The organism is Agrobacterium sp. lyk4-40-TYG-31 (assembly GCF_030209855.1).
In the GTDB taxonomy this organism is placed as follows: domain Bacteria; phylum Pseudomonadota; class Alphaproteobacteria; order Rhizobiales; family Rhizobiaceae; genus Agrobacterium; species Agrobacterium vaccinii.
In genome coordinates, this window is the sequence record NZ_JARVRE010000001.1 from 108,696 (window position 1) to 126,552 (window position 17,857).

Sequence of the window (17,857 nt, forward strand, 5' to 3'; positions counted from 1 at the left end):
AATCAAACCAAAGGCGGTAGACTCTGCCTTCGGAAAAGCCGAAAATCCCGATGACTCAGAATGACGGGATTTGACGATATGGGCGAGATTTCAGTGACCAGCGAAACGGCTGGTAGTGGTGCACAGACACCCGGCTTCGTCCATCTGCGGGTCCATTCCGCTTACTCCTTGCTTGAGGGCGCATTGCCCTTGAAGAAGATCATGGCAAAGGCCGTCTCGGACGGCCAGCCAGCCATCGCCATCACCGATACCAACAATCTGTTCGTCGCGCTCGAGTTCTCGGAAAAGGCTCGCGATGAAGGTTTGCAGCCTATCATTGGCTGCCAGATTTCCATTGATATGCAGGATGCAACCGATGACAAGCGCGGGCAGAACAACCTCGCCAAATCTCCTGCCGTCGTTGTGCTCGCCTCCAATGCCGCTGGTTATGAGCGTCTGGTCGATCTGATCAGTCGCGCCTATCTGGACGGCGAAGGCACGGGTCATTCCGTCAACGTGCCCAAGTCATGGCTGGACGAGGGCGATAATTCCGGCCTCATCGTTCTGACGGGCGCATCCGGCGGCCCAGTGGACATGGCGTTGAAGGCTGGCCACGCCGCGCAGGCAACCCGAAGGCTTCTGGCGTTGAAGGACTTGTTCGGCGACCGCCTCTATATCGAATTGCAGCGGCAAGGTCATTTCGACCGGGCGCATGAACGGCGCATGATTGCGCTTGCCTATGAGCACGACATCCCGCTGGTCGCCACCAACGAGGCGTTTTTCCCGTCACGTGACGACTACGATGCGCACGACGCGCTGATGGCGGTTGCCCACAATGCCATCGTTTCCGATGACACCCGCTTTCGCCTGACACCGGATCATTATCTCAAGAGCCGTCAGGAGATGATGGCGCTCTTTGCGGATATTCCCGAGGCGCTGGACAACACCATCGAGATTGCGCAGCGCTGCTCCTATGTGCTGAAAAAGCGCGGGCCGATCCTTCCCCGCTTTACCGGTGCCAGCGAAGACCCCGAAGAAGCGGACCGTGCGGAAGGTGCAGAACTGCGCCGTCAGGCGGTCGAAGGTCTGGAGCAACGTCTTTCCGCACTCGGCATGGCGCCGGGATATACAGAGCAGGAATACCGCGATCGGCTGGATTTCGAGCTCGGCGTCATCGAGCGCATGAAATTCCCGGGCTACTTCCTCATCGTTGCCGACTTCATCAAGTGGGCGAAAAACCAGGATATTCCTGTCGGTCCCGGTCGTGGTTCGGGTGCAGGCTCGCTCGTCGCCTATGCGCTAACCATCACCGATGTCGATCCGCTACGTTTCTCGCTGCTGTTCGAGCGCTTCCTCAACCCCGAACGCGTGTCGATGCCCGACTTCGATATCGACTTCTGCCAAGACAGGCGCGAAGAGGTCATTCGCTACGTTCAGCAGAAATACGGGCGCGAACAGGTGGCGCAGATCATCACCTTCGGTTCCTTGCAGGCGCGCGCCGCCCTGCGTGACGTTGGCCGCGTGCTGGAAATGCCCTATGGCCAGGTGGACCGTATCTGCAAGCTGGTGCCCAACAATCCCGCCAACCCGACGCCCTTGTCCAAGGCGATCGAGGAAGAGCCGCGTTTTCAGGAAGAGGCCGACAAGGAACCCGTCGTTGCCCGCCTGCTGGATATCGCCCAGAAGATTGAAGGCCTCTATCGCCACGCATCGACCCACGCCGCCGGTATCGTGATCGGTGACCGGCCGCTGTCCAAGCTCGTGCCAATGTATCGCGATCCGCGTTCCGATATGCCGGTCACCCAGTTCAACATGAAGTGGGTGGAAAGCGCCGGTCTTGTCAAATTCGACTTTTTGGGTCTGAAAACACTCACTGTTTTGAAGGTGGCGGTGGATTTCGTTGCAAAGCGCGGCGTAACCGTCGATCTGGCGGCGATTCCGCTGGAAGACGAAAAGACCTACGAGATGCTGGCGCGCGGCGAAACCATCGGCGTGTTCCAGGTGGAAAGTGCCGGCATGCGCAAGGCGCTCATCGGCATGCGCCCCGACTGCATCGAGGACATCATTGCGCTCGTGGCGCTGTATCGCCCCGGCCCGATGGAAAACATCCCTGTTTACAATGCCCGCAAGCATGGCGAGGAAGAGATCGAGTCGATCCATCCGACCATCGATTATCTTCTCAAGGAAACGCAGGGCGTTATCGTCTATCAGGAACAGGTGATGCAGATTGCCCAGGTTCTCTCGGGTTATTCGCTGGGTGAAGCCGATCTTCTGCGCCGCGCCATGGGTAAGAAGATCAAGGAGGAGATGGACCAGCAGCGCGAGCGTTTCGTCGAAGGCGCGATGCGCAACGACGTTTCGAAGGCGCAGTCCAATACCATCTTCGACCTGTTGGCCAAGTTCGCGAACTATGGCTTCAACAAATCCCACGCAGCTGCCTACGCCATCGTGTCTTATCAGACGGCCTACATGAAGGCCCATTTCCCGGTGGAGTTCCTCGCGGCCTCCATGACGCTGGATATGGCCAACACCGAAAAGGTCAATGATTTCAGACAGGACGCGGGTCGCCTCGGCATCGAGATTGTCGCGCCCTCGGTGCAGACATCGCACCGGCGTTTCGAGCCGGGCGAAAACCGCATCTATTACTCGCTCGCTGCGCTGAAAGGCGTGGGCGAGGGGGCGGTCGACCATATCGTGGACGTGCGCGGCGACACACCGTTTACCAGCCTTGAAGACTTCTGCCTGCGGATCGATCCCAAGCAGATCAATCGCCGCGTTCTGGAAAGCCTCGTCAATGCCGGTGCTTTCGATTGCTTTGGTAAGGACCGCGCCGAACTGATCGGCGGGCTGGATCGCATCATCGGTTACGCTCAACTCGCGCAGGGCCGCCGTCTCAGCGGTCAGCACGATATGTTCGGCTCAGGCAGTGCGAGCGGACCGGAAAAGCTGGTGCTACCCGCTTACCAACCGTGGCTTGCGTCGGAAAAACTGCTTCGGGAATATCAGGTTCTCGGCTTTTACCTGACGGCGCATCCGCTCGATACTTACCGTGCCGTGCTGGATAAGTTGCGCGTTCAAAACATCGCCGATTTCACCGCGGCCGTAAAGCAGGGCGCCACCGCAGGTCGTCTGGCGGGAACTGTTACCGGCAAGCAGGAGCGTAAAACCCGAACCGGCAACAAGATGGGTATCGTGACCTTCTCGGACGCATCCGGGCAGTATGAGGCCGTTCTGTTTTCGGAAGGTCTCGGCCAGTACCGCGATCTGCTGGAAGTCGGCAAGTCACTCGTCATCACCGTTCAGGCGGAAGAGCGTCCAGAGGGCATCGGCCTGCGCATTCAGACGGCTGAATCGCTTGAGCAGCGCTCGGTCCAAATGCAGAAAGCGCTGCGCGTTTATCTGCGCGATTCCGGGCCGATGAAGTCGCTCGCTCATCACCTGAACAAAGGTGATGGTTCGGTCTACTTCGTGCTGATCAAAGACGATGGGCAGCGCGAGATCGAACTCGAACTGCCCGGTAAGTACCGTATATCGCCGGAAATCGGCGCGGCCTTCCGGTCTGCTGCCGGTGTCATCGATGTCGAGCTAATCTGATTCGATAACAACCGCTTGTTGCAGAAACTTCATGTGGTTTCAGAACAGGCGGTTGGTCGGATAGGCGTAAGCGCCACGGTCGATGAAGCCTTGACGGGACAGGCACGCTCTCAGTGCAGCATTATAATAAAGCGATGTGGTGAACTCCGTGCCGCGTGTCGGCGTGCTGGCTTCCGCCGTACACTTCACCAGTGCCCGGTCATAGATGTCGAGAATGACGGGATCGCTCACCACCGTCGGGCCTGCGTAAATGCTGTAATTCTCTGGCGCTTCCGCCGCCGAGACACAGGCCAGTCCAAGGACGGCTGCCGCTACATATTTGAGGTTCATTTGATGGCTCTCCAAGTTGTCTTGTCGAGCCATTTCAACGTCCGTGCAGAAACTTCGTTCCCGCCTTGCGTGCAGCACCCGTCTTGCGTCAGATAGGACGGTCACGGGTGATGGTGACGAAATCCGTACCCTCTCCGGTCTCCAGCCCGTGGCTGAGGTCCGATACCGTAATCGAACTGCCGGTGGTCAAGTCTGCTTCGAGCTTTGCTCGAATATCCTTTGGGATATCCAGACGGTCGAGCACAGCGCTCAACGGGTCGAGACGTCCCGGCACATCGGCCACGTCGATACCGAGACGTTTGCGCGCCGCGGCTGGCAGATAGTTCTCCAGCGTCAGACCGTTCCACTCCGCCTTGCCGTTATCTCTGTTCATATCGATGACCTCGAAGAAGTGCGTCCCAAGCGCCACATGCGGGTCCTTGATGTGGATGGGTGCTTCAAACAGCGGCTTGAAGTCCCGCCGCACCATCAACTGGCCGTTGGGCGCGGCGTCCGCACCGGCTGATGCGTAGATCGCATCCACCACCTCATCCGTCAAAAGCGGACCCGATGTCTTCATCTGTTTCCAGCGCTTGAACCCGTTCACGGCGCTGATCGTCATTTGCCCGGCATAACCGTCTGCCACACCCGCATCGAAGCCGATCTCGGTCAGCAGACGCTGTACGTCCATGATCTTTTCACGCTCGCCACGCCGGGTGATGAGAATGCGCAGCGGCGACAGGTTCCGCTCAACAGATGCCTTGGGCTTGACCGAACTCGTCGTCTGGTTGACGGCGACTTCCACCATCTTCAGCGATGCGTCGAAGCGTGCCGGGCGCAGCTCCACGTCAGACAGCATCAGCTTTTCGTCGGGCTGGTCAAGCGGCTGCAAAAGGGCGGGATGGTCCACGCGCTGCGGCACGACCGCCGCATCGGAAACGATAACGTGCACCCCGCGCGCCGTCATGCCGTAAAGACTTTTTGCGAACTTGGCGGGCAGGCGAATGCAGCCATGCGATGCCGGATAGTTGGGCACGCGCCCCTCATGCAGCGCAATGCCAGACCAGGTCAGCCGCTGCATGAAAGGCATCGGCGCTGCCGAATAGATGTTGGATTCGTGGTACTTCTTCTTGTCCAGAATAGAGAAGATGCCGCTTGGCGTGTCATGCCCCGGCTTGCCGGAAGACACCTTGGATGTGGCAACCAGTTCGCCGCCGTCATACAGCGACAGTGTCTGTTCGTTCTTGGAAACGGTCACCTGAAGGCTGCGGACATCGCCGGCAAAGGCTGCCTGCACCAGAACGGAGGTGGACAGGAGACAGGCTCCAACAAAGGCACGCAACATCATGTTTCACTCCAACGCATTACAAAGACACGCCGTCACCGAGGAGGGCGTGGGAGCCGGAAAGCGCGCCAAATCCGGCGCAGCTTCTTTGCAGGGGAGAATATCAGTCGGGATTTAAGGAAGCTTTTAAATGCCGATCACGACTGCGTGTCGCGACTATTTTTTCGTGCCAAATGTATAGCCGGTTTCCACGGCGCCCTTGCCGAACTTATCGCGCAGCTTATCCATTGCGGCCTCTGCGGCGGCGCGTCGCCCGGCATGGGCATCGACCAGATCAGGCGGGTCGGCGAGCGCCGGATTGCACAGATCGGTCACGCCAATGCCGATCAAGCGGAACTTGGTGCCATCCGTTTCCTTTTCGAGCATCGAAATGCCGGTGCGAAATATTCTGTCGGCCAGTTGCGTCGGGTCTTCCAGCCGCTTGTTGCGGGTGCGGGATTTGAAGTCGGACGTCTTCATCTTCAAGACCACGGTGTGGCCTGCGACCTCGTTCTTCTTCAGCCGCCAGGCCACTTTTTCCGATATGGACCTCAGGATCGAAACCAGATCGTCATGGCGGGAGATATCGTTGAAAAATGTGGTCTCGGAAGACACGCTCTTCGCCGGGTCGTTCGTGTGAACATCGCGGTCATCGATGCCGCGCGACAGTCGATAGAGCCGCTGACCCATGACGCCATAGCGCCGCATCAGGTCGCCCTCCTCCATCTGCTGCAACTGCGCGATCATGCGTATGCCATCCGCCTCCAGTGTAGCGGCGAAGGCTTTACCGACACCCCAAATGGTCGTGACGGGTCGCGTCCCGAGAAACGCCGTCGCTTCTTTCTCACCGATCACGGAGAAGCCACGCGGCTTTTGCAGGTCGGACGCCACCTTGGCCAGAAATTTGCAGTAGGAAAGCCCGACGGAAACGGTAATGCCGATTTCCTTTTCCACCCGCCGGGCAAAGCTGGCCAGAACGCGGGCAGGCGGGTCATGATGCAGCCGCTCCGTGCCGGACAGATCAAGGAAAGCCTCATCGATGGAGATCGGCTGCACGAGCGGTGTCAAATCCTGCATCATGCTGCGGATTTGCCGTCCGACACGACTATACTTTTCCATATCCGGCTTTACGACGACCGCCTGCGGGCAGGCCTCCAGCGCCTTGAACATCGGCATGGCCGAGCGCACGCCGTGAATGCGCGCTATATAACACGCCGTCGAAACCACCCCGCGCTTGCCACCGCCGATGATGACGGGCTTGTCGGCCAGCTCAGGATTATCCCGTTTCTCCACCGACGCATAAAAGGCATCGCAATCGATATGGGCAATCGAGAGATCGTAGAGCTCGGAATGAAAGACCAGACGCGGACTGCCACACGTCCCACAACGCCGCCTTCCCTCCGGCTGGCCAGCCAGACAGTCACGGCAGAAACCGGGATCATAGGTCGAAATTGCTGATACCATGGCTCGGAAACAAAAAGAGAACGTTTCCCACCATAATGCTTTGCTTTCTTACGCTCAAGAGCGCATTCTTATGCCAATGGAGTAATACACTGACAACGATCGAAGGATGTGAACTGGGCTTCGCCGGTGTCGGGGTCTGACGAGATCAAACCATTCTAAAACGTAACGCGCAGTGTTCCTGAGAGTTCAATACTGACCGGAGTCCAGTCCGGGGCCGGAATAGTGGTGCCATGCTGCCGTCACGTCTTCGGGGCTGGTGCCGGTTGCTTCGCAAAAGGCCATGAGGTCAGGTTCGTGGCTCATGATGAAATCGGTAAGGCCTGCGAGGAAGCCGGGGTCGTTGACGGATTGGCGCAGCATATTGGGTTGCAGACCGCTCAGCGCCAGAAAACGGGCAAGCATATCCGGCTCGCTGGCCAGCCAGCCAAGTATGGCGACCGCTGTTTCATGACTGTCTTTCGGGGCTCTTTTGCCGTTTTTTGTGTCGTGCAACATTTGTTTACTGAAGTTACCTATTTCTCAACCAAATCCCACTAGCGTGAACCACTGGGGGATAATGGAATCGCTTCTCAGACACTCTATATGTCCGTGAATGGGTTTCAAAGTGAAACGAGGACCGGTCCATGCCCAAACAGGTCATGATAGTTGAAGACAACGAGCTGAATATGAAGCTCTTTCGTGACTTGATCGAAGCGTCTGGTTACACGACGATTCAGACACGTAACGGCATGGAAGCGCTGGATCTGGCGCGCAAACACCGCCCCGATCTGATCCTCATGGATATTCAGCTGCCCGAAGTGTCTGGCCTGGAAGTCACGAAATGGCTGAAGGAAGACGACGAACTGCATGTCATCCCGGTTATTGCCGTCACGGCCTTCGCCATGAAGGGTGATGAGGAGCGCATTCGTCAGGGCGGCTGCGAGGCCTATGTCTCGAAGCCGATTTCAGTTCCTAAATTTATTGAGACCATCAAAACATATCTCGGCGACGTGTAAGGCGAGGGGCGGGCGCATGACTGCGAGAATTCTGGTTGTCGATGATATTCCGACAAATGTGAAGCTGCTTGAGGCACGCTTGTCGGCAGAATATTTCGACGTCCTGTGTGCAGATAACGGCGCCAGAGCCCTCGATATCTGCAACACGGAGCAGGTCGATATCATTCTTCTGGATATCATGATGCCGGACATGGATGGCTTCGAGGTGTGTGAACGCCTCAAGGCCAATCCCGCAACCGCCCATATTCCCGTGGTTATGGTTACGGCGCTGGATCAGCCTGCAGACCGCGTGCGCGGCCTCAAAGCCGGTGCCGACGATTTTCTGACCAAGCCAGTCAACGATCTTCAATTGATCTCGCGCGTCAAAAGCTTGGTGCGCCTCAAATCCATGAGCGACGAGCTTCGCGCCCGCGCTCACACCGCCCAGACGATCGGTATTGGCGATCCGATTTCCGAGAATGTGCAGATCGAACAGCCGGGCCGGGTCCTGCTGATCGACGGTCGCGCCAGTTCGCAGGAGCGCATCATCAAGGCGCTGAAGCCGGTGGCCGAGGTCTTTGCCCTGACCGAACCGGCGACGGCTTTGTTCGAGGCAGCTGAAAACGACTATGAGATGGCCATCGTCAACTCCAACTTCGATAATTTCGATCCCCTGCGGCTTTGCTCGCAGCTTCGCTCGCTCGAGCGAACCCGCTTTTTGCCGCTGCTGCTGATCACCGAACAGGGCGATGAGACCATGATCGTCCGTGCGTTGGAACTCGGCGTCAACGATTACATCGTGCGACCGCTTGATCCCAACGAACTCGTGGCGCGCACGCTGACGCAGATCAAGCGCAAGCGCTTCAACAACAGGCTGCGCGAGAACCTCGACCAGACCATAGAAATGGCCGTAATCGACGCGCTGACCGGCCTCAACAATCGCCGTTATCTCGATAACCACCTGAAAATTCTATTCAACCGGGCTGCTGCGCGCGAACGCCCGCTTTCGGTCTGCATCACCGATATCGACCGCTTCAAGCATGTGAACGATACCTACGGCCACGATGCGGGCGACGAAGTTCTGCGCGAGTTTGCAGCCAGGCTGCGCTCCACCGTGCGCGGCGCGGATCTGGCATGCCGCTACGGTGGCGAGGAATTCGTGGTCGTCATGCCGGATACGTCGGTGGACATGGCAGCCTCCGTCGCCGAGCGGCTGCGCTCGATCATCGAAGACACGCCATTCACGCTGCGCTCTGGCCGGGAACTGCATATCACCGCATCTCTGGGCATCGCCACCAACGCTCCGTCTGTTGAAACGCCGGAGCAATTGATGCGGCAGGCAGACCGGGCTTTGTACGAGGCAAAAAGCGCTGGCCGCAACCGCGTGGTCGCCGCTGCTGCCTGAATGCCATTACACCATTCTTCGTTCTGCTGACTGTTATCCACAATAACAATGACGGCGCGTCACATCAGTGACGTCCCAGTGTTTGCGCGTGATCGCAAAGACCAAACGCCGTATGTGCCATCCAGACTCGCAAAGCCTCAACGTTGTCTTCCAGATAAGAAATATGTTGCCGGATGTCGAACGGCAGTTTCATCTTGCACATTGTTGATGTTTTCGAGAGAACGACCAGCCCCGTTATTGAAGAGGGCGCACATATACCCATAATAACGATGGGGTTTATTATGTATCTATCCGGTCCGCGTCAGTAATTCCCCTGTATCATCGCGGGATATTTAACCATATCGATGGATGGGACGTCGTTTGGATTAATAATTTGTTGATATTCTTCAGGCGTTACGCGATACTTCATCAAGACGAAAATTTCCGCACTTGCAGCGTGCTCTCGCCGCTGTGATGAAGCAGAAAATATTGGTTCTGGATGGCTGCTTTTCTTGGTAGGAAGGCAGTTATCTCTCAGATACCCCATGGTGCTCAGGTCCGCCGCATTCCTGGGTCTTGGGGCTGGTCGACCGGCGACGCTTTTGAACGGTTCCTCGTACTGTCTTTGCTGTCCCGGTCGACCCATTTTCCCTGTAAGCGGCTTTTCCTCACGCGGTTTTATTAGGTGCTAGTCTCCCTACGACTCGTAGTCGCATGCATATTTTTGCGCAGACAACGAAGAGGGGGTGTTTCTTAATGTTGAATCTCTCCGACGTGTCAGGAGGAACGAATGACAAAAGATGAAAGCGTAAATATTATAAAATATCTGGCCGCAAAATACATTGATGATGGATCAGATGTCTTGTCACTTTACGGACGCATAGACGCGGCTGCGAAGAATGGAGGCAGTCCAGTCAAGGGTGTAATGTATGAGATACTGGAGAAGAAAAATAGAAAATTTTCTGAATTCGATGGAAACTTAGTATCTGACCTAGAATATTATTTTGGGTGAACAGATTAAGGTTGGCTGCGGCAATCGCCACTTCAGGCTTTGAGCGTTGTTATCCGCAAAACAAAAAACGCGCCTCGAAGGGCGCGTTTTTGGCAGTGCATGCAAAGGAAATTACTTGATCTTCGTTTCCTTGAATTCAACGTGCTTGCGTACGACTGGGTCGTACTTCGTCTTTGTCATCTTGTCCGTGAAGGTACGGCTGTTCTTCGTCGTGACATAGAAAGTACCGGTGTCGGCTGTCGACAGCAGCTTGATCTTGATTGTTGTAGCTTTCGCCATGGTCGTCCTGCCTTTAACAATAGTGAGTCCGCGGACCTGTTGGACCCCGGCTAAATCTGGCGCGAAACTACGGATCGCGCCCGAAAAGTCAAGTCCGATTTGATCCGAAAACCGAACGGCCAATGGAAAGAACCACGTAGAGCCCGAAAAACATCGCCAAGGCCCAGGCAAAACCATCCGTCCCGGCCACATCCATGGAAATTCCCACGGTTTGCGGCCCGGCAATGGTGCCGATGGCGTAACAGAAGATGAAGGCGGCGTTGGCTGCCACCAGATCGGAGCCGGTGAGGCGGGAACCCAGATGGGTGAGGCCAACGGTATACATGCCGGACACGCAGCCACCCCATAGCAACAGCAGCGATGACAGCAGCATCCAGTTATCCACCAGCAGCGGCAGCGCAAGCGTGCCTATGACGCCCGTCAGCGCCATCAGACCTAACAGAATGCGCCGGTCCTTCATGCGGTCGGACAGCATGCCGATGGGGATTTGAAACGCCATGTTGCCGATCGCCATGACGGTCAGCAGCAACGCGGCCTGCGATTCGCTGAAGCCTTCGCGAGTGGCATAGACCGGGAAGAGCGACAGCCCGCCCGCCTGCACCGACCCATAGACGAAGGCCGCAGCCGAGGCCATCGGCACTAGCCAGATGTAGCGCACGAAGTGGTGGTTGGGCTTTTCATCCAGATCCGGGCTTTCGTGCCGGGCGAGGAAGATAGGGATCGCCGCCAGAAGGATGATGGCCGAGCCGAGCAAAAAGGGTGTGATTCCCTCGCTGCCGATAGCGGAAAACAGCAGCGGGCCGCCAGCAAAGCCCACGGCCATGCCGGTCGCATACATGCCCAGCACCATGCCGCGCCGTCTGGGCGGCGCTGCGGCATTGATCCAGAACTCGGAGAGAATGAACAGCATGGTGGTAGCACCATGGAAAACGATTCGCAGCGGAAACCACATCCAGAAGGCATCGGCGAAATAAAAGCCAAGCGCGCTGATCGCCGAGACGACCACCGCCGTCATCATGGTGCGCGCCACACCGAACTCATGCGCCAGCCTGCTGGTCACCGGCGCTGCCATCATGGCGGCGACACCCGCCATGGCCGTGTTGAGGCCGATCATGCTGGAGGAGATACCGCGCTTTTCAAGAATGATGCTCAAAAGCGGCAAGCCGAGGCCGATGGCGATGCCAACGGCGCTGATGGCGGATATGGCGGCGATGAGCGAGGGCCAGTGAATATCGTCGGCGTCGCAAGTCGGATGGGACATGAAGACCTTTATAGAAAGCCACGAATGAAATTGCCGCGACGCTCGAAATATTGTCGCACCGGGCTTTCGAATTGTAACGAAGGATCACCTATCATGAACTTTGTGACATCTTCGAGAACCAACCGTGTAATGGGTGCCATGTTCACACCTGAATTGTCCTCGATGTCAAGCCATTCAAGGTTTTGCAGCTCGTCGGAATCCTGGATGTCGTCAGGATTTATGCCTGCCTCATCGGTAAAACAGCAAAAGAACCGCGTATCGAAGCGCCTGACCCTGCCGGGCGGCGTGATGGCGCGGGCGACAAAACGCAGCGATGAAAGATCGGGTCGATCACGCCTTTCCGTCTCCATGTGAAAACGCAGTCCCGTTTCCTCATGCAACTCGCGAAGGGCCGCAAGCGCCAAAGCGCGTGCACCACCTTCCGTCATCGCTCGGGAAGCGGCACGCATCAGATTTTGCAAAACAACGGGATGCAGATCGGCGCCGAAGGGTAGGGTGCGGTCGGATGGATCACGCCTGCCACCGGGAAACACATAGACGTCAGGCATGAACACATGGGCGCTGGAGCGTTTGCCCATCAAGACACGGGTTCTGTCGCCGGACCGGTCCAGAAGAAGGATCGATGCGGCGTCTTTCGGGCGCAGGTAAGGGGCTTTTTCAGCCGGAACAGCGGTGGCCAAGGTTCTGGGCTCCGTCAGTGAGACGAGCCGTCGATCTGTTCTTTTTCCGGCTCATTGCTGAAGCCGTGCATCTTCAATGCCCATTGCAGGCCGATGACGCCACCCTTGATCGGCTGGATCGTCAGCAGCGCCACCAGAATGGTAATGGGCACCCATATGGCGAAGTGAACCCACATCGGCACCAGAAACACCGTGTCCGTCATCATGAAGCCGCCAACGGCGACGTGGCCGAGAATCATGATCGAGATATAGGGCGGAAGATCGTCTGAGCGCTGGTGGTGCATGTCTTCGCCACAGGATGCGCACTCATCCACCGGCTTCAGCCAGGCGCGGAACAGGTGTCCATTGCCGCAGGCGGGGCAACGGCTCAGAATGCCGCGCATGATAGAGCGACCAAGCGGACGGTCTTCCGGTTTGCCACCATACTGCACTGTCTGCGTCTCGGTCGTCGTCATGCGCGTGTCCTCTGGACTTGTTATCTGCGTCTGCGTGGCGGCCTTGTGCCGGGTGTCGGGCCGCTGGTGCGCCGTGTCGTCTTGTGGAAAGAGCGTGTCGCCGCAGGCATTTTCTTGCCTTCGTTCAACACCTCAAACCGCAAGGCGCCCGCAAGCGGCATGGCCTCAGCCAGACGAACCTGAACCGTATCGCCCAGCTGATAGCCAAGTCCGGTCTTTTCACCCGTCAGAGCCTGATGCGCCTCGTCATAGATGTAATAGTCCGTACCCAGCGTAGATATAGGAACAAATCCGTCAGCGCCAAACTGCGGCAGCGCGACAAATAGTCCCGCCTTGGTGACACCGCCGACCCGACCCTCGAATTCTTCGCCCACGCGCTGCGACAGATGATGCGCAATCAGCCGGTTGACCGTATCGCGTTCCGCCGCCATGGCGCGCCGCTCGAAGGTGGAGATTTCAGCCGCCACATCGGCCAGCGTCGCCTCTTCCTGTGGCGTAATGCCACCTTCGCCAAGGCCCAGCGAACCTACCAGTGCGCGGTGCACGATAAGGTCGGCATAACGACGGATCGGCGAAGTGAAATGCGCGTATTTCATCAGGTTCAAGCCGAAATGGCCGATATTATCAGGGCTGTAGATCGCCTGGCTTTGCGAGCGCAACACCATTTCGTTGACGATGATCTGGTGCGGCGTATCCAGCGCGCGCGCCAGAATGCCGTTGAAGGAATTGGCGCGAACCTGTCCACCCTTGACCAGCGAATAACCGATGGTGTTGAGGAATTCGCGCAGCACTTCCTGCTTGGCAATCGTCGGCGCGTCATGCACGCGGTAGACCAGACGCTGCTTTTTCACTTCCAGCGTTTCGGCGGCACAGACATTGGCCTGGATCATCATCTCTTCGATCAGCTTGTGCGCGTCGAGACGTTCAGGAACATGCACACGATCAACCGTGCCATCGGCTTTCAGAATGATCTTGCGCTCCGGCATATCCAGCTCGAGCGGCTGGCGACGGTCGCGCCCGATCTTCATCACCTCATAGGCATGCCATAGGGGACGCAGGATCGGTTCCAGCATCGGGCCGGTCTTGTCATCAGGGTTGCCATCGATGGCTGCCTGGGCCTGTTGATAGGAAAGCTTCGCCGCACTCTTCATCATGATGCGGTGGAAGGTGTGGCTGGCCTTGCGGCCTTCCTTGGAAAACACCATCCGTACGGCGAGCGCCGGGCGATCAACGCCTTCCTTCAGCGAGCAGAGATCGTTCGAAATACGCTCCGGCAGCATCGGCACGACGCGGTCGGGGAAATAGACCGAATTGCCGCGCTTCAACGCCTCACGGTCCAGCGGTGAGCCGGAACGGATGTAATAGGACACATCGGCAATCGCCACGGTGACGATCACGCCATCCGGGTTGTCGGGCGAGGGGTCCAGCTCCGCATAAACGGCGTCATCGTGGTCCTTGGCATCGGCAGGGTCGATGGTGATGAGCGGCAGTTTGCGCCAGTCTTCACGATGCGCCATCGTCGCGGGCTTGGCTGCATCAGCAGCGGCCAGTACATCCGAGGGGAAGATATGCGGAATGCCGTGGGCATGAATGGCGATCATCGAGATCGCCTTTTCGGACGCCACAGAACCGACGACGGAAAGAACCTTGGCGCGCGGCAGGCCATAACGACCGCTGTTGCGCGAGGTTTCCACCTCCACCAGATCGCCGTCCTTGGCATCGCCCACGCCATCGGGATCGATGACCATCTCATCGCCGCGCCGTTCGATCGGCATCAGACGACCGCCGCCACCCGGCGTTTCCTTGAATACGCCGAGCGATCCGCCCTGACGTCTGTCGATCAGCTTGATGATGCGCGCCGTATAGGCCGGGCCACCGACTTCCTTGGATGGGAAAATCTTGGCCAGCACCCGGTCGCCAATGCCGCCCACCGGGGCCTTGCCCTTTTGGCGGTCGGCAGAGGATTGGCGGATGATGACGGCAGGTGCCGCCCCGTTCTCGTCCGGCCATTCCGCAGGCCGTCCGATCAGGCCGCCATCCTTGTCGCGGGTTGTGATGTCGAGAACCGTCACAGGCGGAAGGCCGCCCGGGCGCATCAGCGACTTGCGGCTCTTGTGCACCATGCCATCGGTTTCAAGCTCCTTCAAAAGAGCCTTCAGCACGATGCGCGTTTCGCCCTTCAGCCCGAAAGCCTTGGCGATTTCGCGCTTGGAGGCCTGATCAGGATGCTCGGCGATGAACTTCAGCAGCACATCGCGTGGTGGAACTTCGCCGTGGATGATACCAGCAGATTCGAGAACTTTTTTCCCGCGACCGGTGCGGCCGAAGCCATCGCCCGCCGAGCCGGATGTCTTACGCGGTGCTTTGCTCAAGATTCTGCCTTCTTCGCTTTGGGTGCTGCTTTTGCTTTGGCAGCCGCTTTGGGCTTTGCAGCCGTTTTACTTTTGCCCGCAGCCTTCGGCTTCGCCTTGGCCTTGGTCTCGCCATCGGCGCTGGCAGCCTTGGTGGCCTTCTTCGGTGCCGCAGCCTTCTTGGCCTTCACGGGCTTGCCGTTGCTGCCGGTGCCGGTCTTGGCAATGCGCTCTGCAATCAGCACCAGCGCCTCGTCCAGCGTCACCGTGTCAGGTGCCTGCGCCTTTGGAATGGTCGCATTAACCTTGCCCCAGTTGACGTAAGGTCCATACTTGCCATCACGAACGGTAATCGCGCCGCCATCGGGATGGTCGCCCAGTTCCTTCAGTGCGGCTGGTGTCGCGGAGCGTCCACGGCCTGGCGATGCCTTCTTCTCGGCAATTACGGTCACTGCGCGGTTCAGGCCGATGGAGAACACGTCCTCGATGCTTTCGAGGTTGGCATAACCACCATCATGCAGCAGGAACGGCCCGTAACGACCGAGACCCGCCGAAATCATCTTGCCTGATTCCGGGTGCTTGCCGATATCGCGCGGCAGGTTGATGAGCGCCAGCGCCTTTTCGTGGTCGATATCCTCGGGCTTCCAGCCCTTGGGCAGCGATGAGCGCTTGGCTTCCTTGCCGTCTCCACGTTGGATGTAAGGTCCGAAACGACCCGACCGCAGCGTCAGCTCTTCGCCCGTATGCGGGTCCGCACCCAGCGCCTTTGGCTCGTTCAAGGCAGCAGCCTCAGCCTCGGCACCATCCGAGTTCAGCTGACGGGTGAAATTGCATTCCGGGTAGTTCGAGCAGCCGACGAAAGCGCCGTATTTGCCGAGCTTGAGCGACAGGTTCCCCGTTCCGCACACCTGGCAGATACGTGGGTCTGAGCCGTCTTCGCGAGTCGGGAACACGAGCGGTGCCAGAACTTCGTTCAGCGCATCCAGCACGTTGGTAACGCGCAGTTCCTTTGTGTCTTCGATCTGCGCGAAGAAGTCCTTCCAGAAATCGCGAAGAACCTGCTTCCAGTCCAGTTCACCCGCGGAGATACGGTCGAGCTTTTCTTCCAGATCGGCAGTGAAGTCGTATTCCACGTATTTCGTGAAGAAGCTTTCGAGGAAAGCCGTTACCAGCCGTCCACGCGAATGCGGCACCAGCTTGCGCTTGTCGACGATGATATATTCGCGGTCGCTCAACGTTTTCAGCGTTGCCGCATAAGTGGAAGGACGCCCGATGCCGAGCTCTTCCATCTTTTTGATCAGCGACGCTTCCGAATAACGCGGTGGCGGCTCAGTGAAGTGCTGGCTGGCATTGATCTTCTGCTTGGCGAGGCTTTCGCGGGCATTGATCTGCGGCAGACGGCCATCTTCATCGCCATCGTCACTCTGCTCGCCATCTTCCTTCTGGTCGGTGTAGGCGGCTATGAAGCCATCGAAACGGATGACCGAACCGACAGCACGCAGGCCAGCCGTCTCGCCCTTGTTGTCGGCCAGAATTTCCACTGTCGTGCGCTCGATTTCGGCAGACGCCATCTGGCTGGCGATACCGCGCTTCCAGACCAGTTCGTAGAGACGCAACTGGTCAGCATCGAGGTATTTTTTGACCTGATCGGGCGTGCGGCTGAAATCCGTTGGGCGAATGGCTTCGTGCGCTTCCTGGGCGTTCTTGGCCTTGGTGGAATAGATGCGCGCCTTGTCTGGCACGTAGCGAGCGCCGAACTGCTCGCCAATGGCGCTGCGTGCTGCATCGATGGCTTCGGGTGCCATCTGCACACCATCGGTACGCATATAAGTGATGAGACCGACGGTCTCGCCGCCGATGTCGATACCTTCGTAAAGCCGCTGCGCCACCTGCATGGTGCGCGAGGCGGAAAAGCCCATGCGCGACGATGCGGCCTGTTGAAGCGTTGAAGTCGTGAAAGGAGGGCCGGGGTTGCGCTTGACGGGCTTCGCCTCGACCGTATCGACAGTATAGGTCGCACCCTCCAGCAATGTTTTCAACCTGTTGGCATCGTCGCCGGTTTTCACTGACCGGCCCTGCAAACGCTTGCCGTCGGCAGACACCAGCTTAGCCTCGAAGTCATCACCACGCGGTGTCTTCAACAGTGCCGAGATGTTCCAGTATTCCTCTGATACGAAACGCTCGATTTCCGATTCCCGGTCGCAGACCAGACGCAGCGACACGGACTGAACACGGCCAGCCGAACGCGCACCCGGCAGCTTGCGCCACAAAACGGGGGAGAGATTGAAGCCGACGAGATAATCCAGTGCGCGGCGGGCGAGATAGGCATCCACCAGGGGAATGTCGATGTCGCGCGGATCGGCCATCGCATCGAGCACAGCCTTCTTGGTGATGGCGTTGAACACAACGCGCTTCACTGGCTTGTCGCCGATCACCTTCTTCTTTCGCAGCAGATCGAGAACGTGCCAGGAAATAGCTTCACCTTCGCGATCCGGGTCGGTCGCGAGAAACAATCCGTCGGATGCCTTCACGGCATCGGCGATTTCCTTCATGCGCTTTTGCGAGGCCGGATCGACCTCCCACGTCATTTCGAAATCCTGATCGGGAAGCACCGAGCCATCTTTTGCGGGAAGATCCCGAACGTGACCAAACGATGCAAGCACCTTATAGCCGGGGCCAAGATACTTGTTGATCGTCTTGGCTTTTGCCGGTGATTCTACGACGACGACATTCATATTGTTTTCTCTCGGAACTTGCCCGTTAACATGCAGTGCCGCTTTTTACAGCCGCA

The 17,857-nt window shown here is 58.0% G+C and carries 14 protein-coding genes; 4 read left to right on the forward strand and 10 right to left on the reverse strand.

Annotated features, from left to right (window positions below; translation table 11 throughout):
- Positions 1-78 precede the first annotated feature (78 nt).
- On the forward strand, positions 79-3,573 hold the full coding sequence (dnaE, locus tag QRN55_RS00645; RefSeq protein ID WP_284773999.1) for a DNA polymerase III subunit alpha: 3,495 nt from the start codon (positions 79-81) through the stop codon (positions 3,571-3,573).
- A gap of 39 nt (positions 3,574-3,612) precedes the next feature.
- Here the strand turns inward: dnaE and QRN55_RS00650 are convergent, their stop codons facing one another.
- From QRN55_RS00650 to QRN55_RS00665, 4 genes are all read right to left on the reverse strand, one after another.
- A complete protein-coding gene (locus QRN55_RS00650) occupies positions 3,613-3,903 on the reverse strand; it encodes a hypothetical protein (protein ID WP_111839001.1) in 291 nt (96 codons plus the stop codon).
- 88 nt (positions 3,904-3,991) lie between these two features.
- Positions 3,992-5,230 (reverse strand): L,D-transpeptidase family protein, encoded by a 1,239-nt coding sequence (locus QRN55_RS00655; protein ID WP_284773954.1) that lies wholly within the window; start codon positions 5,228-5,230, stop codon positions 3,992-3,994.
- Positions 5,231-5,383: 153 nt separating this feature from the next.
- Positions 5,384-6,670, reverse strand: a complete 1,287-nt coding sequence (locus tag QRN55_RS00660) for a DNA polymerase IV (RefSeq protein ID WP_284773956.1) — start codon at positions 6,668-6,670, stop codon at positions 5,384-5,386.
- Between the two features lie 186 nt (positions 6,671-6,856).
- Positions 6,857-7,165, reverse strand: a complete 309-nt coding sequence (locus QRN55_RS00665; RefSeq protein WP_284773958.1) for a DUF3572 domain-containing protein — start codon at positions 7,163-7,165, stop codon at positions 6,857-6,859.
- Between the two features lie 128 nt (positions 7,166-7,293).
- On the opposite strand from QRN55_RS00665, the gene QRN55_RS00670 reads away from it, so the two are divergent.
- The 3 genes from QRN55_RS00670 to QRN55_RS00680 all read left to right on the forward strand — a co-directional run bounded on the left by QRN55_RS00670 (position 7,294) and on the right by QRN55_RS00680 (position 10,040).
- Positions 7,294-7,665 (forward strand): response regulator, encoded by a 372-nt coding sequence (locus QRN55_RS00670; RefSeq protein ID WP_062451405.1) that lies wholly within the window; start codon positions 7,294-7,296, stop codon positions 7,663-7,665.
- A gap of 16 nt (positions 7,666-7,681) precedes the next feature.
- Positions 7,682-9,049: a PleD family two-component system response regulator gene (locus QRN55_RS00675; RefSeq protein ID WP_284773961.1), complete on the forward strand. Its 1,368-nt coding sequence runs from the start codon at positions 7,682-7,684 to the stop codon at positions 9,047-9,049.
- A gap of 769 nt (positions 9,050-9,818) precedes the next feature.
- Positions 9,819-10,040: a hypothetical protein gene (locus tag QRN55_RS00680; RefSeq protein ID WP_284773963.1), complete on the forward strand. Its 222-nt coding sequence runs from the start codon at positions 9,819-9,821 to the stop codon at positions 10,038-10,040.
- Between the two features lie 111 nt (positions 10,041-10,151).
- On the opposite strand, the gene rpmG is transcribed toward QRN55_RS00680, so the two are convergent.
- From rpmG to topA, 6 genes are all read right to left on the reverse strand, one after another.
- Positions 10,152-10,319: a 50S ribosomal protein L33 gene (gene rpmG, locus QRN55_RS00685; protein WP_003496403.1), complete on the reverse strand. Its 168-nt coding sequence runs from the start codon at positions 10,317-10,319 to the stop codon at positions 10,152-10,154.
- An 88-nt stretch (positions 10,320-10,407) separates the two neighbouring features.
- Positions 10,408-11,580, reverse strand: a complete 1,173-nt coding sequence (locus tag QRN55_RS00690) for an MFS transporter (protein WP_112499401.1) — start codon at positions 11,578-11,580, stop codon at positions 10,408-10,410.
- Positions 11,581-11,588: 8 nt separating this feature from the next.
- Positions 11,589-12,260, reverse strand: a complete 672-nt coding sequence (locus tag QRN55_RS00695) for an NUDIX hydrolase (protein ID WP_502871263.1) — start codon at positions 12,258-12,260, stop codon at positions 11,589-11,591.
- A 14-nt stretch (positions 12,261-12,274) separates the two neighbouring features.
- Positions 12,275-12,715: a DUF983 domain-containing protein gene (locus QRN55_RS00700; RefSeq protein WP_065701165.1), complete on the reverse strand. Its 441-nt coding sequence runs from the start codon at positions 12,713-12,715 to the stop codon at positions 12,275-12,277.
- Between the two features lie 20 nt (positions 12,716-12,735).
- Entirely contained in the window at positions 12,736-15,087 is a 2,352-nt protein-coding gene (rnr, locus tag QRN55_RS00705) for a ribonuclease R (protein WP_284773967.1), read from the reverse strand.
- Positions 15,084-17,801 (reverse strand): type I DNA topoisomerase, encoded by a 2,718-nt coding sequence (gene topA, locus QRN55_RS00710; RefSeq protein ID WP_284773969.1) that lies wholly within the window; start codon positions 17,799-17,801, stop codon positions 15,084-15,086. The genes rnr and topA overlap by 4 nt, the downstream gene beginning before the upstream one ends.
- Positions 17,802-17,857: the final 56 nt, after the last annotated feature.

Coding starts and splice junctions, on each gene's coding strand:
- dnaE (WP_284773999.1), top strand. CDS start 79: ATGGGCGAGATTTCAGTGACCAGCGAAACGGCTGGTAGTGGTGCACAG.
- QRN55_RS00650 (WP_111839001.1), bottom strand. CDS start 3,903: ATGAACCTCAAATATGTAGCGGCAGCCGTCCTTGGACTGGCCTGTGTC.
- QRN55_RS00655 (WP_284773954.1), bottom strand. CDS start 5,230: ATGATGTTGCGTGCCTTTGTTGGAGCCTGTCTCCTGTCCACCTCCGTT.
- QRN55_RS00660 (WP_284773956.1), bottom strand. CDS start 6,670: ATGGTATCAGCAATTTCGACCTATGATCCCGGTTTCTGCCGTGACTGT.
- QRN55_RS00665 (WP_284773958.1), bottom strand. CDS start 7,165: ATGTTGCACGACACAAAAAACGGCAAAAGAGCCCCGAAAGACAGTCAT.
- QRN55_RS00670 (WP_062451405.1), top strand. CDS start 7,294: ATGCCCAAACAGGTCATGATAGTTGAAGACAACGAGCTGAATATGAAG.
- QRN55_RS00675 (WP_284773961.1), top strand. CDS start 7,682: ATGACTGCGAGAATTCTGGTTGTCGATGATATTCCGACAAATGTGAAG.
- QRN55_RS00680 (WP_284773963.1), top strand. CDS start 9,819: ATGACAAAAGATGAAAGCGTAAATATTATAAAATATCTGGCCGCAAAA.
- rpmG (WP_003496403.1), bottom strand. CDS start 10,319: ATGGCGAAAGCTACAACAATCAAGATCAAGCTGCTGTCGACAGCCGAC.
- QRN55_RS00690 (WP_112499401.1), bottom strand. CDS start 11,580: ATGTCCCATCCGACTTGCGACGCCGACGATATTCACTGGCCCTCGCTC.
- QRN55_RS00700 (WP_065701165.1), bottom strand. CDS start 12,715: ATGACGACGACCGAGACGCAGACAGTGCAGTATGGTGGCAAACCGGAA.
- topA (WP_284773969.1), bottom strand. CDS start 17,801: ATGAATGTCGTCGTCGTAGAATCACCGGCAAAAGCCAAGACGATCAAC.